Below are 16,814 nucleotides of genomic sequence, written 5' to 3' on the forward strand. Positions count from 1 at the left end.
CCGACAACGGGACTACGACGACACTGCCCTCACTTCTTGCCAGCGCAACCGCCGTATCGCCCATGGCCTTCCCGCCCAATCAGACGAAGTACGCCTCCGCGACGCTCGGCAAGGACGAAGCTTTGAGGTCTCGAAAGTCAAGATGGATCCCGGATCGCGCGCGCTATCGCGCACGCGTCCGGGACGACGCGACTTTGCGTCGCGTCTGTTCCGCAGTCGCCGCCCTTGACGAGCGTCGCGGGAGAACCGCTGCGCAGCTCAAGCGCTAGCAGCGGCGACGAGTCGGGCGGGAAGGCCGAGGGTGATGCGGCGCACGGCGTGATGATTGGCCAAGCGCATTAGAGCGGCGTAAAGCAGGACCACCCCCACCCTAGCCCTCCCCCTGAAGGGGAGGGGAATCCGCTCGTCGACCAGCCGCGGTTTGCGGGTACCATCGGCGTCCCGACTCGCAAGGATCACCGGTGGCAAACGACAGCTCTTTTCCCGCCCAGCGCTTCGACGCCGAAGCGCTCACCACCTACGCAGAGAATCTCCTCATAGCCGCCAAGATGCCGCGCGATCGTGCGACCGACGTGGCCAGCGTACTTGTCGAAGCCGACCTCCTCGGTCACGACACCCACGGGCTCGAGCTGCTGCCCGGCTATCTCGCGCACATCGAGCAGGGCCTCATGACGCTGGAAGGCGAGCCGACGGTCCTCAACGACCGCCCCGCGGTGCTCGCGTGGGACGGCCATCGCCTGCCCGGTCCGTGGCTCGTGCTGCGAGCGATCGAGGAAGCCGGGAAGCGCGCGAAGCTCTACGGCACCGGCAGCGTCAGCATCCGCAAGAGCTATCACATCGCATGCCTCGCGGTATACGCGCGCCGCGTCGCCGAACAGGGGCTCGCGCTGCTCCTCTACACCTCCGCGCCCGCGGGCTCGAGCGTCGCGCCGTTCGGCGGCACGCGCGCGCTGTTCTCGCCGAGCCCGGTCGCGATGGGCATACCGACCGGAGGCGATCCGATCCTGATCGACGTCTCGACCTCGCTGACGACCAACAGCCTCACCGGCCGTCTTCAGAAGGAAGGGAAGAAGCTGCACGCCCAATGGCTCATGGACGAGACCGGCGAGCCGACCGACGACCCCACGGTGCTCGCTGCGCCGCGCACCGGGACGATCCTGCCGGTCGGCGGCAAGGACGCGGGCCACAAGGGTTACGGCCTGTCGCTGATCGTCGAAGCGCTCACCGCCGGTCTCGCGGGGCACGGCCGCTCCGATCCGGGCCCGCGCATGGGCGGCACGATCTTCGTCCAGGTGCTCGATCCCGAGGCTTTCAGCGGCCTTCCCGCGTTCCAGGAGCAGATGGACTGGATCGCCGCAGCGTGCCGCTCCAACCCGCCCGCGAAAGGCGTGGAGCGCGTGCGCCTGCCCGGCGAGCGCGGGCTGGAGCTTCGGCGGAAACAGCTCCAAGAAGGTGTCGTCCTCAAGCCGCAGATCATCGCGGCGCTGCGGCCTTATTCCGAAAAGCTCGGCGTCCCGCTGCCAACCCGCTATTCGTAGGGTGTGCGCAAGCGCACCTCGCCGTTTTGCGGTGCGTTAGCACGCACCCTACGCTTTCGTCACCACCGGCGCATCGTCGGTCCCCGCCTCGGCCATCGGCTCGGCGTGCGCTTCGTCGGGTTTGGATTCATCCGGCAGCTCGGTTTCGGTCTCCTCGACCGTGATGTCCGGCGCGAGGAAGCCGCCCGACTGGTGCCGCCACAGCCGCGCGTAATGCCCGCCCGCACCGAGCAGGTCTTCGTGCGAGCCTTCCTCGACGATGCGTCCCTGCTCGAGCACGATGAGGCGATCCATGCGCGCGATCGTCGACAGGCGGTGCGCGATCGCGATCACGGTCTTGCCTTCCATCAAGTCCTTGAGCTGCTCCTGGATCGCGAGCTCGGCCTCGCTGTCGAGCGCGGAGGTCGCTTCGTCGAGCACGAGGATCGGCGCGTTCTTGAGCACGACGCGCGCGATCGCGATGCGCTGGCGCTGCCCGCCCGAGAGCTTCACGCCGCGCTCGCCGACGTGCGCGTCGTACCCGGTGCGGTCCCTCCAGTCGCGCAGGCCGGTGACGAACTCGTGCGCATGCGCGCGCTTCGCCGCCATTTCCACTTCCGCGTCGGTCGCATCAGGGCGGCCGTAACGGATGTTCGCTGCGATCGAGCGGTGCAACAGCGAGGTGTCCTGGGTCACCATGCCGATCGCGGCGCGCAGGCTCTCCTGCGTCACGCCCGCGAGGTCCTGGCCGTCGATCGTGATGCGGCCGCGCTCGGGCTCGTAGAAGCGCAGCAGCAGGTTGACCAGCGTCGACTTGCCCGCGCCCGAGCGTCCGACGAGCCCGACACGCTCACCCGGCCTGATGGTGATGTTCAGGTCGTCGAGCACCGCCTGCTGGTCGCTGCGCCCGTAGCTGAAGAACACGTCCTCGAAGCGCACTTCGCCCCGGGTGACGTTCAGGTCGACTGCGTCGGCGCGGTCGACGCCGGTGAGCGGCACCGCGATGGTCTGCATCCCTTCCTGCACCACGCCGATGTTCTCGAAGATGCCGGTCACTTCCCAGCTCACCCAGCCCGCGACGTTGGCGATCTGCCACGCGAGCGGCAGCGCGGTCGCGACCACGCCCGCGCTCACCGCCCCGGTCGCCCACAGCCAGATGCCGATCGCCGCGGTCGACGTGAGCAATCCCGCGTTCATCAGAGCGAGCCAGAACATGAACTGCGAGATGACGCGCATGTGCGCGCCCATCGCGTCCTGGTGCTCGTCGATCACCTCGCGCACGTACGCGTCTTCGTCCGCCAGGCGCGCGAAGAGCTTGACCGTGTGGATGTTGGTGTAGCTGTCGACGATGCGGCCGAGCACGTGCGAGCGCGCTTCCGAGCTCGTCTTGGCGAGGTCGCGCATCCGTGGCACGAAATAGCGCAGGAAGAAGCCGTAACCGATGAACCACAGCAGCGTCGGCACCGCGAGACGCCAGTCGGACACCGCCATCAGCGCGAGCGCCGACACGCCGTACGCGGCGATGTAGAACACGCCGCGGATGCTCGACATCACCGATTCGCGCAGCGCGTTCGCGGTCTGCATGACGCGGCTGGCGATGCGCCCGGCGAAATCGTTCTGGAAGAACGGCAGGTTCTGGCGCACCACGTGCCAGTGGCTCTGCCAGCGGATCATGCTCGTCACGCCCGGCAGCAGCGCGTTCTGGCGGATCGCGACGTCGGTCAGCACGATGAGCGGCCGCACGAAGAGGATGAGCACGACCATGCCGCCGAGGATGAACGCGTTCTCGTGCAGCGCGCCCATGCGGTCGGGCGCTTCCATCAGCGACACGAGCTTGCCGATGAAGAGCGGTATGACGGTGTCGACCAGCGCGACCGCGAGGCTCGTGACGAACATGAGCCCGTACCACTGCTTCGTCTGGAGCGCGAAGTGCCGGTAGAACGCGACCAGCCCCGGCGGCGGCGTGCCCGGGCCGGTGCTGGCGGTGCCGCGGATGCGGGATTGTAAATACCGGAACATTCGCTGATGTTTATCCCGTAGCGTGCGCGCGAGCGCACCGCGCCTTTTGCGGTGCGTTACCACGCACCCTACGAGCATACCCCCTACAATCGAAGACAACGATAACGAACCGAGGAGTAGTGATGCACCCGTTGCAAAAGTCGTTGTGCGTTTCGGTCGGGCTGGCGCTCGCGAGCCTGGCTGCTCATGCACAGGACAAGCCCGCCAACTACCCGCTGCGCCCCATCCGCCTGATCTGCCCCGTCGCGCCGGGTGCGGGCAACGACACGATCACGCGCGCCGCGGGACAGATGATCGCCGACAGGCTCGGACAGACCGTCGTCGTCGACAATCGTTCCGGCGGCGGCACCGTCATCGCGACCGAGCTCGGCGCGCAGGCGCCGCCCGACGGCTACACCCTCCTGTCGGCGACCGACACGATCATGCTCCTGGGCGCGATGAAGCGCGTCACGTTCGACATCCGCAAGGCGTTCGAGCCGATCGTGATCATGACTTCGCAGCCCTACATCCTCGTGGTCAACCCGTCGCTGCCCGCGAAGAACGTGAAAGAGCTCGTCGCGCTGTCGAAGCAGAAGCCGCTCTCCTACGGCAGCTCGGGCGTGGGCACGATGGTGCACATCGGCATGGAGCGCATGGCGATGCTCACCGGCGCGAACTTCGTTCACGTGCCGTACAAGGGGACCGCGCCGGCGCTGGTCGGCACCATGGGCGGCGAAGTGCACATGGTGCCCGCGAGCGCGATCTCGGCGACCGCCGCGATGAAGACCGGCAAGGTGAGAGCGCTCGGCGTCATGGGCCTCACGCGCGTGGCCGCCCTGCCCGACGTGCCGACGATCGCCGAGCAGGGCCTGCCCGGGTTCAAGATCGTCAACAGCTACAACCTCTTCGCCCCCGCGGGCACGCCCAGGCCGATCGTCAACGCGATCAACAAGGTGGTCAGCGAAGGCATGCGCTCGCCGCAGATGGTGCAGAAGCTCACGGCCGAAGGCGCCCAGCCCGGCGAGAAGCTCACGCCCGATGAGTTCAGGGCGCAGCTCGCGAAGGAATACGTCGAGGTCGAGCAGCAGGTGAAATCGATGAAGGTGAAGCTATTCTGAGACGCGGCTGTCCTGCGCGGGCCACGCCGGAACCGGAGGCAACAGGCCGGGGGCGGCGTCGTTCAACGCTCCGAGGGCGAGGACCTCGCCGTATCTCGGTCCGACCGTGAAGGTGTAGCTCCCCGGGCGCAGGCTGCGCAGCGGGATGCGGAACGTGAAAGCGCCGGAGGGCGGCGCTTCGGCGGTGTCGTAGTACACGATCTCGTAGGTCGCGGCGTGGTACACCTTGAGGTCCAGCATGCGCCCCGCGTGGGCCGGCGCCCGGACGGCCACCTCCACCGCGGTCGACCCGTTCGCACCGCTCATCGCGCACTTGGCGCCGCGGCAGGCGTCGATGCGAACGGTATCGAGCCCGGCACCGCTCGTACGCGGCAACGCCACGAGCGCGCACGTCAACACGGCGATGCACGGATAGGTAACGCGGCTCAACATGCGGAATAGTGGCCGGCAGGCGGTGTTCGTAGCATACCTCTACAATCGTGCCGCGCGATGAACGACGCCACATCCTCCGGCCCGTGGGACCCCGGGATCGAGTCACCGGTGCCGCGCCGGCTGCGCCATCTGTGCACGGTGTTCCGGCGCGAAAGCTCGTACACGCGCTACGAGGAGGCGCACGAGCTGCGCGGCTTCACGGGACTCGACTACATCGAGCTCGTCGCGTTCCGCCCCGAGCGCCTCGCGCTGCACGAGCTCCTGATCCGCGTCAGCGCGGACCTCACCGTGCCCGACGGCGAGAAGATCGAAGACCTCGGCATCAACTTCCGCGCGATCGTGCGCGACGTGCTCGCCGGATACATCGAGCCGCGCCTGGACGAGGTCACGGCGGTCTACGCCGCGTGCCGCGGGAAGCTGGCGGCGATCGTCACCGCCGAGCTCGGCGCCGCCTTCGAGTCGACGCAGCCGCGCGAAGCCATCGCGAGATGGGAGCGCGAAGCACACGCCGCCGACGGCGTGCGCCGCGCGGCGCTGCGCGCGGTCGCGCGCACCGTCTCGGCGGTGATCGCGAAGCACGGCCGGTTGTGGGGAACGCCCGACCTGCTCGCCGCGGTCGCGCTCACCCTCGCGCTGAACGAGCACGCCGCCGAAGAGATCGGACGCACGCTCGATCCCTGGCTCGCCGATGCGGTCCGCGAGCGCGCTTTACGCGTGCTGCCGCGCCAGGAGCGCCCCGTCGTCATGAACACCAAGGGCGCGTCGGCGTCGGGCAAGAGCACGATACGGCCGCTGCAGCGGCGCCTCGCCGGCGAGATCGGCACCGACTGGCAGGACTTCGCGCTGATCAGCCCCGACATCTGGAGGAAGCAGCTCCTCGATTACGCGAGCCTCGGCGTGCACTACAAGTACGCCGGCGCGTTCACCGGCGACGAGCTCCAGGTGATCGACCGCAAGCTGGACCACTACATGGCGCGCAAGGCGACGCGCGGCGGCATGTCGCACCTGCTGATCGACCGCTTCCGCTTCGACAGCTTCGCGCCCGATTCGGACGTCGCGGGCAGCAACCTGCTCACGCGCTTCGGGCAGATCGTCTATCTCTTCTTCATGATCACGCCGCCCGCTTCGCTGGTGGAGCGCGCGTGGAACCGCGGGCTCGAAGTCGGCCGTTACAAGGCGGTCGACGACACGCTCGCGCACGGGGTCGAAGCGTACTCGGGCATGCCCGAGCTCTTCTTCACGTGGATCGAGCGCACCGACAAGCGCGTGCACTTCGAATTCCTCGACAACACCGTGCCGCTCGGCGAGCCTCCGCGCACGGTGGCTTTCGGCTGGAACGACCGGCTCACGATCTTCAGCGTGCAATGCCTGCTCGACGTCGAGCGTTACCGGCGCGTCGACATCAACGCGAGGGCGCCGGACGATCTCTTCAGGGACGAGTCCCTGCTCGCGCCGGAGAACAATCTCGCGTTCCTGCGCGAATGCGTCGCGCGCTTCCGGCGCGTGAGCTTCGCCGATGCGGCCAGCGGCCGCGTCTATCTCGCGCTCGAAGCGGGATCGGCCATCGCGGCGGATGCCGGGCGCCTGCGCGGCGCGGCGGAGGATGCCGATACGCGCGCGGGACTCGCCGCCGTCGCGCCGGGCGTCATCGAACGTGCGTCATCTCTGCCCATGCCCGACGATCGTCTGCAGGACGAGCGCGTCCATACGCTCGGCAGCTGGCAAACCAGGGTCTGACCCCGATAAAGCCGGAGTCGGACCCTGCGTGAGTGCACGAGTCCGTCTCGCTCGCGTCTCGTCGGTGGTAAGGTTCGCGTCTTTTACAATCCATTACAAAAAACCGACGCGCCGTGCGAGGCCGGATGTGGATAATTGCACGTCATTCGCGGCACGCCTCGTGCTACTTGCGCCGGACCGTTTGAGCGTCGAATAAGACCACCCACGCATGGCCGACAATCCCGATTCCCAGCATCGAACGCTCGACGACGCGGTCGAGAGCGCGCGGCGCGACGAGCCGCTCGACGCGCTGCTTCAACCGACACGACGCGACCGCAGGGTCACCTGGATCATCGTCGCGGTCCTCGTCCTGATCACCGCCGGCGCGTCGTACTGGTATTTCTACCTGCGAACGCCGCCACCGCCCGAAGCCGCGACAGAAGGAAAAGGCAAAGGCAAAGGTAAAGGCAAAGGCAAAGGCCAGAGCAACCGTCCCGTGCCCATCCTCGCAGCGCCCGCGCGCACCGCCGACATCCCCGTGTATCTCACCGGCCTCGGCACCGTGACGCCGCTCGCGACGGTCACCGTGAGGAGCCGCGTCGACGGCCAGCTCATCCGGGTGCTGTTCCAGGAAGGCCAGTCGGTGAGGGCGGGACAGCTCCTCGCCGAGATCGACCCTCGGCCGTTCCAGGTCCAGCTCACGCAGGCCGAAGGCCAGCTCGCCAAGGACCAGGCGCTGCTCAAGAACGCGATGACCGACCTCGAGCGCTACAAGACGCTGTTCGCGCAGGACTCGATCGCCAAGCAGCAGCTCGATACGCAGGCGTCGCTGGTGCGGCAGTACGAAGCGCAGATCAAGGCCGACCAGGGCGCGGTCGAGAGCGCGAAGCTCCAGCTCACCTACTCGCGCGTCACCGCGCCGATCGCCGGCCGCATCGGCCTGCGCCAGGTCGACCCGGGCAACATCGTGCGCGCGAGCGACACCAACGGCCTCGTCGTCATCACCCAGCTCCAGCCGATCAGCGTGATGTTCACGCTGCCGGAAGACGTGGTGTCCAGCGTGATGCGCCGCTTGAAGTCCGGCGAGAAGCTGCCGGTCGAAGGCTGGGACCGCGCCGACAAGACGAAGCTCGCGCAAGGCCAGTTGATGACGATCGACAACCAGATCGACACCGCGACCGGCACGGTCAAGCTGCGCGCGCGCTTCGCGAACGACGACTTCGCGCTCTTCCCCAACCAGTTCGTCAACGCGCGCATGCTCGTCGACACGATGCAGGGCACGACGGTCATACCGGGCGCGGCGGTGCAGCGCGGCAACCAGGGCACGTTCGTCTACGTCATCAAGCCCGACAACACCGCGACCGTGCGTCCGGTGAAGCTCGGCCCGACCTCCGGCGAGCTCGTCGCGATCGAATCGGGCGTCGAGGTCGGCGAGAGCGTCGTCACCGACGGCGCCGACCGCCTGCGCGAAGGCGCGCGCGTCGAGATCGCGGACCGCACGCCACGTCCGGAGCGAGGCAAAGGTAAGGGCAAAGGCAAGGGTAAAGGCGAAGCCCAGCCGAGCGGCGAAGCCGCACCGCCCGCGAAGAGCGCCGAAGGCGCGAAAGGCGAAGCCGCCGCCCCGGCGCCGAAACCGCCCGCGGCAGCGCCCGCCGCGGAAGGCGACGGCGCGCGCAAGGGCGAAGGCCGCAGAAGACGCGAAGGCGAAACCGACGAGGAACGCGAGCGGCGCAGGGCCGAGTGGGCGAAGAAATCGGACGCGGAGAAGGCCGAGTTCCGCAGGAAGCGGCAGGAGGAGCGGGAGCGCCAGCAGTGACCGACCGTGTCGAGATTGCTTCGTCGCTGGCGCTCCTCGCAATGACGTCATCGCGAGGCGGCTCCGGCAGGAACGCCGAAGCGATCCCGTGACGCACGGTCGATGAACCCTTCCCGCATCTTCATCCTGCGGCCGGTCGCGACGTCGCTGTTCATGCTCGCGATCCTGCTCGCGGGCCTCGTCGCGTATCGCGTGCTGCCGCTGTCCGCGCTGCCCGAGGTCGATTACCCGACGATACAGGTCGTGACGCTCTACCCCGGCGCGAGCCCCGACGTGGTCACGTCCACCATCACCGCGCCGCTCGAGCGCCAGTTCGGGCAGATGCCGGGCCTGCAGCAGATGTCCTCGACGAGCTCCGGCGGCGCGTCGGTGATCACGCTGCAGTTCAGCCTGTCGATGAAGCTCGACGTCGCCGAGCAGCAGGTGCAGGCGGCGATCAACGCGGGATCGAACCTGCTGCCGACCGATCTGCCGACGCCGCCGACCTACAGCAAGGTCAACCCGGCCGACACGCCGATCCTCACGCTGGCGGTGACGTCGCGCTCGATGCCGATGACGCAGCTCCAGAACCTCGTCGACACGCGCATCGCGCAGAAGATCGCCCAGCTGCCGGGCGTGGGCCTCGTGTCGCTCTCGGGCGGGCAGCGCCCCGCGGTGCGCGTGCGCGTCAACCCGCGCGCCCTCGCCGCGTACAACCTCGGGCTCGAAGAGCTGCGCACCGCGGTGAGCAACGCCAACGTCAACCAGGCGAAAGGCAGCTTCGACGGGCCGGCGCGCGCCTCCACCATCGACGCCAACGATCAGCTCCGCTCGCCGGAGGAATACAGGTCGCTGGTCATCGCGTACCGCAACGGCGCGCCGATCCGCCTCTCCGACGTCGCGGAGGTGATCGAGGGACCGGAAAACGCGCACCTCGCGGCGTGGGCGAACGCCACCCCCGGCCTCGTCGTGAACGTGCAGCGCCAGCCCGGCGCCAACGTGATCCAGGTGGTCGAGCGCATCAAGGAGCTGCTGCCCCAGCTCCAGTCCACGCTGCCCGCGGCCGCCGAGCTCACGCTGCTCACCGATCGCACGGTGACCATCCGCGCCTCGGTGCACGACGTGCAGTTCGAGCTGATGCTCGCCATCGCGCTGGTCGTGCTGGTGATCTTCCTCTTCCTGCGCACGGTGTCGGGCACGATCATCCCGAGCATCGCGGTGCCGGTGTCGCTGGTCGGCACCTTCGCGGTGATGTATCTCGCCGACTTCTCGATCAACAACCTCACGCTGATGGCGCTCGTCATCGCGACCGGCTTCGTGGTCGACGACGCGATCGTGATGATCGAGAACATCTCGCGCTACGTCGAGGAAGGCGATACGCCGCTCGAAGCGGCGCTCAAGGGCTCGGCGCAGATCGGCTTCACCATCATCTCGCTGACGATCTCGCTGATCGCGGTGCTGATCCCGCTGCTCTTCATGGGCGACGTGGTCGGGCGGCTGTTCCGCGAGTTCTCGATCACGCTCGCGGTGTCGATCCTCATCTCGGCGCTGGTGTCGCTCACGCTGACGCCGATGATGTCGGCCCGGCTCCTCAAGCACACGCCGCCCGACAAGCAGAGCCGCTTCTATCACAAGAGCCAGGAATGGTTCGACCGCGTGATCGCGCGCTACGGGCAGATGCTGGAGTGGGTGCTCGACCGGCAGGCGGCGACGTTGCTCGTCTGGGTCGTGACCCTGGCGGCGACGGTGCTCCTCTACATCTTCGTGCCCAAGGGGTTCTTCCCGGTGCAGGACACCGGCGTCATCCAGGGCATCACCGAAGCCGAGCAGTCGATCTCGTTCGCCGCGATGTCGCAGCGCCAGCAGGCGGTCGCGCAAGCCGTGCTAGAAGACCCGGCGGTCGAGAGCGTCTCGTCGTTCATCGGCGTCGACGGCACCAACGTGACGCTCAACAGCGGCCGCATGCTGATCAACCTGAAGCCGCACGAAAACCGCAAGGACCATGCGACCGACGTCATCCGGAGGCTCCAGACGCGGCTCGCCAGGCTCGAAGGCATCACGCTGTACATGCAGCCGGTGCAGGACCTCACGATCGAGAGCCGCGTGTCGCGCACCCAGTACCAGTTCACCGTGGAGTCCGCCAATCCCGACGAGCTCTCGACGTGGGTGCCGCGCATCGTGGAGAAGCTGCACACGCTCCCCCAGCTCGCCGACGTCGCGAGCGACCTCATGGACCAGGGGCTGCAGGCGTACGTCGACATCGACCGCGCCACCGCGAGCCGGCTGGGCGTGACCACCGCCGCGATCGACAACGCGCTGTACAACGCGTTCGGCCAGCGCCTGATCTCGACCATCTACACCGCGTCGAACCAGTATCGCGTGGTGCTCGAAGTGCAGCCGCAGTTCCGCGCGAGCCCCGACGCGCTCAATCACATCTACGTGGTGCCGAGCGGCTCGTCGAGCACGACCCAGACCGGCGCGGGCTCGACCACGGTCACCTCGCAACCGCCCGAGCCGGTGCGGCTGTCCTCGATCGCACGCATCACCGAGCGCGCCGCGCCGCTCGTGATCAACCATCTCGGCCAGTTCCCGTCGGCGACGATCTCGTTCAATCTCGCGAAAGGCGTCTCGCTCGGGGAAGCGACCAAGGCGATCCGCGAAGCCGAAGCCTCGCTCGGCGCACCGCCGAGCGTGCGCACGCGTTTCCAGGGTGCCGCCGCGGCGTTCCAGAGCTCGCTCACCAACACCCTGCTCCTCATCCTCGCGGCGATCGTGACGATGTACATCGTGCTGGGCGTGCTGTACGAGAGCTACATCCACCCGATCACGATCCTGTCGACCCTGCCGACCGCAGGCGTCGGCGCGCTGCTCGCCCTGCTGCTGTCGGGCAACGATCTGGGCATCGTCGCGGTGATCGGCATCATTCTCCTGATCGGCATCGTCAAGAAGAACGCGATCATGATGATCGACTTCGCGCTCGACGCCGAGCGCCACGAGGGCAAGAGCCCGCGCGAGGCGATCTTCCAGGCGTGCCTGCTGCGCTTCCGTCCGATCCTGATGACCACCATGGCGGCGCTGCTCGCCGCCCTGCCGCTCATGCTCGGCACCGGCGTCGGCTCGGAGCTTCGCCATCCGCTCGGTCTCACCATGGTCGGGGGCCTGCTCGTGAGCCAGGTGCTCACGCTCTTCACCACGCCGGTGATCTATCTCTATTTCGACCGGCTGTCGCGGCGCACGCGCGCGAAGCTGGCGGCGCACGGGATCGGCGGCGCGGCTGAGGAGGCGCGGCCGTGAACATCAGCCGGCCTTTTATCGAGCGCCCGGTCGCGACGACGCTGCTGACCATCGGCATCGCGCTCGCCGGCATCATCGGCTTCAACCTGCTGCCGGTCTCGCCGCTGCCGCAGGTGGACCTGCCGACGATCTCGGTCACCGCCAACCTCCCCGGCGCGAGCCCGGAAACGATGGCCGCGACCGTCGCCACGCCGCTCGAGCGCGCGCTCGGACGCATCGCCGGCGTCAACGAGATCACCTCGTCGAGCTCGCTCGGCTCCTCGCGCGTCGTGCTTCAGTTCGATCTGAACCGCGACATCAACGGCGCCGCGCGCGACGTGCAGGCGGCGATCAACGCGTCGCGCGCGCTGCTGCCGACGAGCCTTCCGAACAACCCGACCTACCGCAAGGTCAACCCCGCCGACCAGCCCATCCTGATCCTGGCGCTCACGTCGAAGACGATGACGCAGGGGCAGATGTACGACGTCGCGGCGACCGTGCTCGCGCAGAAGCTCGCACAGATCGAAGGGATCGGGCAGGTCTCGGTCGGCGGCAGCTCGCTGCCCGCGGTGCGCGTCGAGCTCAATCCGCTCGCGCTCCAGAAGTACGGCATCGCCTTCGAGGACGTGCGCACCGCGATCACCGCGACCAACGTCAACCGCCCGAAAGGCTTCCTGGAGAACGACCAGGAGCGCTGGTGGATCGGCGCCAACGACCAGGCGAAGAAAGCGGCCGACTACATCCCGCTCATCATCAGCTACCGCAACGGCTCGCCGGTGCGCATGAGCGACATCGCCGAGGTCGTCGACTCGGTGCAGGACCTGCGCAACGCCGGCTCGTTCAACGGGCGGCCGTCGGTGCTCATCACGCTCTCGCGCCAGCCGAACGCCAACATCATCGAGACGGTCGACCGGGTGCGCGCGCTGCTGCCCGAGCTGCGCTCGTCGATCCCGAATGCGATCGACCTTCAGGTCGCGCTCGACCGCACGCCGACGATCCGCGGCTCGGTGCACGAGGTCGAGCGCACCCTGGTGATCTCGATCGGCCTGGTCATCCTCGTGGTGTTCCTGTTCCTGAGGAACGTGCGCGCGACCCTGATCCCGAGCGTGGCGGTGCCGGTGTCGCTGCTCGGAACCTTCGGGGTGATGTACCTCTGCGGCTACAGCCTCAACAACCTCTCGCTGATGGCGCTCACCGTGGCGACGGGCTTCGTCGTCGACGACGCGATCGTCGTGCTCGAGAACGTCTCGCGCAAGCTCGAAGCCGGCGTGCCGAAGTGGCGGGCCGCGCTCGAAGGCACGCGCGAGGTGGGCTTCACCGTGATCTCGATGAGCCTCTCGCTCATCGCGGTCTTCATCCCCATCCTGCTGATGGGCGGCGTCGTCGGCCGCTATTTCCGCGAGTTCGCGATGGTGCTGTCGGGCGCGATCCTGATCTCGCTGCTCGTCTCGCTCACCACGACGCCGATGATGTGCGCGCAGCTCCTGCGCCCGAAGCAGGAGAAGGCGCGCGGGCGCTTCGACCGCGGCGCGGAGCGCGTCTTCAACTGGTTCCTGCGCGGATACGAAAAGTCGCTCGCGTGGTCGCTGCGGCACTCGCTGCTGATCCTGATCACGCTCTTCGTCACGATCGGCCTGAACGTCTGGCTCTACACCATCGTGCCCAAGGGCTTCTTCCCGCAGCAGGATACCGGAAGGCTCTTCGGCTTCATCCGCGGCGACCAGAGCATCTCGTTCCAGGCGATGCGCGAGAAGCTCAACCGCTTCGTCGAAGTGGTGCGCGCCGATCCCGCGGTCGAGCTCGTGGGCGCGTCGACCGGCGGCGGCGGCGGCTTCGGCGGCGCGCGCAACAGCGGCAGCATGTTCGTGACGCTGAAATCCCGCGCCGATCGCGACTACGTCACCGCGGACCAGGTGATCGCAAGGCTGCGCCGCCAGCTCGAGCGCGAGCCGGGCGCGAACCTCTTTCTCACCGCCGCGCAGGATTTCCGCATCGGCGGCCGTCAGGGCCAGGCGCAGTGGCAGTTCACCATGCTCGCCGACGATCTCGAGGAGCTGAGGCGCTGGGAGCCTCGCGTGCGCCGCGCGCTCGCGGGCCTGCCCGAGCTCGCCGACGTCTCGACCGACCAGCAGGACAAGGGTCTGCAGACGAGCCTCGTCATCGACCGCGACACCGCGTCGCGGCTCGGCATCACGCCGCGCATGATCGATGCGGCGCTCAACAACGCTTTCGGGCAGCGGCAGGTGTCGACGATTTACAACCCGCTGAACCAGTACCGCGTCGTCATGGAGGCAGCGCCCGAGTACTGGCAGAGCCCCGAGGCGCTGAAAAGCATCTACATCGTGCTGCCGAACGGCGGGCAGGTGCCGCTGTCGGCGATCAGCCATTACGAGATGACCAACACGCCGCTGTCGGTGCCGCACCAGGGCCTGTTCCCCGCGACCACGGTGTCGTTCAACCTGACCGAAGGCGTTTCGCTCTCGCAGGCGCGCGAGGCGGTGATGCAGGAGCTCGCCCGCATCGGCGTGCCGACGACGATCCATGCGAACTTCCAGGGGACGGCGCGCGTCTTCGAGCAGTCGCTGAAGAACCAGCCGATCCTCATCCTGCTCGCGCTGGTGACGATCTATCTGGTGCTCGGCATCCTGTACGAGAGCCTCATACACCCGATCACCATCCTCTCGACGCTGCCGTCGGCGGGCGTGGGCGCCCTGCTCGCGCTGCTGCTCTTCAACACCGAGTTCACGATCATCGCGATGATCGGCGTCATCCTGCTGATCGGCATCGTCAAGAAGAACGCGATCATGATGATCGACTTCGCGCTGGAGCTCGAGCGCACCGAAGGCATCTCCTCGCGCGAATCGATCTATCGCGCGGCGGTCATGCGCTTCCGCCCGATCATGATGACCACGATGGCCGCGGCGCTCGGCGCGCTGCCGCTGGCGATCGGCTTCGGCGAAGGCTCGGAGCTGCGCCGTCCGCTCGGCATCGCCATCGTCGGCGGCCTCGCGCTGTCGCAGCTCCTCACGCTGTACACGACGCCGGTCGTCTACCTCTACCTCGACCGCGCGCGGCTGTGGGCCAAGCGCCGCGGCGACCGCCGCGCGCTCACGCCCGCGCACGCCACCTGACGTCATTGCGAGGCGCAATGCGACGAAGCAACCCCGAGACGCTCGAAATCAGATGAACCGTTTTGTCATTGCACTCAGCGCGAGCGCGCTCGTCCTCATCCCCGGATGCAAGCTCCTCGGCCCCGACTTCGCGCGCCCGAAAGCGCCGGTGTCCGCCGAGTACAAGGAAGCGCCGCCCGGCTGGAAGAGCGCCCAGCCGCAGGACCAGGCGCTGCGCGGCAACTGGTGGGAGACCTACCGCGATCCGGTGCTGAACGACCTGGTGTCGCAGGTGAGCGTATCGAACCAGACGCTCGCGCAGGCCGAGGCGCGCTATCGCCAGGCGCGCGCGCTCGTCGCGCAGGCGCGCTCGGAATACTTCCCGCTCTTCGATCTCAACGCGACGAGCACGCGCGCCAAAGCCGGACAAGGCGGCAGCGGCGAGATCGGCTCGCGCGGCGCGCAGAACGCGCACCGCATCGGCGTGAACGCGTCGTGGGAGCCCGACCTGTGGGGCCGCATCGCCCGCAGCGTCGAAGCGCAGGCGGCCGGCGCACAGGCTTCGGCCGCGGACATCGAAGCGACGAGGCTTTCGCTCCAGGCCGACCTCGCGCAGTCGTATTTCGCGCTGCGCGCGGTCGACTCGCAGCAGCGCCTGCTCCAGGCGAGCGTGAAAGCGTTCGAAGACTCGCTCAAGCTCACGCAGAACCGCTACGACGCGGGCGTGGTCGCGCGCGTCGACGTGGTGCAGGCGGAGACGCAGGTGCGCCAGACCCAGGCGCAGGCGATCGACGTCGGCGTGCAGCGCGCGCAGCTCGAGCATGCGATCGCGGTGCTGGTCGGCAAGCCCCCGGCCGAGCTCAACCTCCCGCGCGCGCCGCTCGACGGCATCGCGCCGCCGCGCGTGCCGCTGGGCCTGCCGTCGGAGCTGCTCGAGCGCCGTCCCGACATCTCCGCCGCGGAGAGACGCGTCGCGGCGGCGAACGCGCAGATCGGCGTCGCGCAGGCGGCGTACTTCCCGACGATCACGCTGTCGGGCTCCGCGGGCTTCGCGAGCTCGACGATCGGGGATCTCTTCTCCACGCCCGCGCGCTTCTGGTCGCTCGGCGCCGCGCTCGCGCAAACGCTCTTCGACGGCGGCGCGCGCCGCGCGCGCGTGCAGCAGCAGGTCGCGCTGTACGACGAGACCGTCGCCGCATATCGCCAGACCGTGCTCACGAGCTTCCAGGAAGTCGAGGACAACCTCGCGAGCTTGCGCATCCTGGAAGAAGAATCGACCGTGCAGAACGAAGCGCTCGCCGGCGCGCGGCGCTCGGTGGAGCTCGCGCTCAACCAGTACAAGTCGGGCATCGTGAGCTATCTCAATGTGCTCACGGCGCAGACGACAGCGCTCACGAGCGAGCGCACCGCGGTCGACCTGCAGAGCCGCCGGCTCGCGGCGAGCGTTCAGCTCGTGCGGGCGCTCGGCGGAGGCTGGGATCCTTCGACGATGCCCACGCCGCAGCAGGTGGAGGCTAAGCCTTCCGAAAGCCCGGTGCCGAAGAACGGCGCCGCAAGCGAAGGCGAAGCGGCGGAGAGCGGCTTCATGGGCGGCATGAAGCGCGCGTGGTGCTCCGTGTTCGCGTGCAAGGATTAGTCGGCCGACCGATCGGGTGCGGGCGGATCACTGACGCCGCCCTTTAGTTTCGCTTCATCCCCACACCTGTCGCCGCATCCCCACACCCTTCCCGCCCTCCTCGCGCCGCTGCCTGCGCTGCCGCTGCGGCATCGGAACCCTGCGACGCCCGACAAGGACGGCGCTGCGAACTCGCCGCACCAGCTCGACTCGTTCAACCGCCCGTCACTTGCAAGCAGC

General features: G+C 68.2%; 9 protein-coding genes. 7 read left to right on the plus strand and 2 right to left on the minus strand.

All coding sequences use genetic code 11. From position 1 onward, the window contains the following. Positions 1 to 461: 461 nt before the first annotated feature. Complete coding sequence (locus VHP37_01075) at positions 462 to 1,538, plus strand: Ldh family oxidoreductase (protein HEX2824910.1); 1,077 nt, start codon at positions 462 to 464, stop codon at positions 1,536 to 1,538. A 48-nt stretch (positions 1,539 to 1,586) separates the two neighbouring features. On the opposite strand, the gene VHP37_01080 is transcribed toward VHP37_01075, so the two are convergent. After that, positions 1,587 to 3,536, minus strand: a complete 1,950-nt coding sequence (locus VHP37_01080) for an ABC transporter ATP-binding protein (GenBank protein ID HEX2824911.1) — start codon at positions 3,534 to 3,536, stop codon at positions 1,587 to 1,589. Between the two features lie 122 nt (positions 3,537 to 3,658). Between VHP37_01080 and VHP37_01085 the strand changes: the two genes are divergently transcribed. After that, positions 3,659 to 4,633, plus strand: a complete 975-nt coding sequence (locus VHP37_01085; protein HEX2824912.1) for a tripartite tricarboxylate transporter substrate-binding protein — start codon at positions 3,659 to 3,661, stop codon at positions 4,631 to 4,633. Here the strand turns inward: VHP37_01085 and VHP37_01090 are convergent. After that, positions 4,625 to 5,065 carry a hypothetical protein gene (locus tag VHP37_01090; protein ID HEX2824913.1) on the minus strand — a complete coding sequence of 147 codons (441 nt, stop codon included), beginning with the start codon at positions 5,063 to 5,065 and terminating at the stop codon, positions 4,625 to 4,627. The two genes, VHP37_01085 and VHP37_01090, sit on opposite strands and share 9 nt — an antisense overlap. Before the next feature lie 57 nt (positions 5,066 to 5,122). Here VHP37_01090 and VHP37_01095 point away from each other — a divergent pair, with 57 nt between their 5' ends. The 5 genes from VHP37_01095 (at position 5,123) to VHP37_01115 (ending at position 16,595) form a co-directional block, all read left to right on the plus strand. Further along, positions 5,123 to 6,802, plus strand: coding sequence for a hypothetical protein (locus tag VHP37_01095; GenBank protein ID HEX2824914.1), 1,680 nt, complete (start codon positions 5,123 to 5,125; stop codon positions 6,800 to 6,802). Between the two features lie 208 nt (positions 6,803 to 7,010). Then, complete coding sequence (locus tag VHP37_01100) at positions 7,011 to 8,597, plus strand: MdtA/MuxA family multidrug efflux RND transporter periplasmic adaptor subunit (protein HEX2824915.1); 1,587 nt, start codon at positions 7,011 to 7,013, stop codon at positions 8,595 to 8,597. 102 nt (positions 8,598 to 8,699) lie between these two features. Then, the gene (locus tag VHP37_01105) at positions 8,700 to 11,870 is read left to right on the plus strand and encodes an MdtB/MuxB family multidrug efflux RND transporter permease subunit (protein ID HEX2824916.1); all 3,171 of its coding nucleotides are present in this window, start codon (positions 8,700 to 8,702) and stop codon (positions 11,868 to 11,870) included. Further along, a complete protein-coding gene (locus VHP37_01110) occupies positions 11,867 to 14,980 on the plus strand; it encodes a multidrug efflux RND transporter permease subunit (protein HEX2824917.1) in 3,114 nt (1,037 codons plus the stop codon). Before VHP37_01105 ends, VHP37_01110 begins: the two co-directional genes overlap by 4 nt. Positions 14,981 to 15,032: 52 nt before the next feature. Continuing rightward, entirely contained in the window at positions 15,033 to 16,595 is a 1,563-nt protein-coding gene (locus VHP37_01115) for an efflux transporter outer membrane subunit (GenBank protein ID HEX2824918.1), read from the plus strand. Positions 16,596 to 16,814: the final 219 nt, after the last annotated feature.

Source organism: Burkholderiales bacterium, from assembly GCA_036262035.1.
Taxonomy (GTDB): Bacteria; Pseudomonadota; Gammaproteobacteria; order Burkholderiales; family SG8-41; genus JAQGMV01.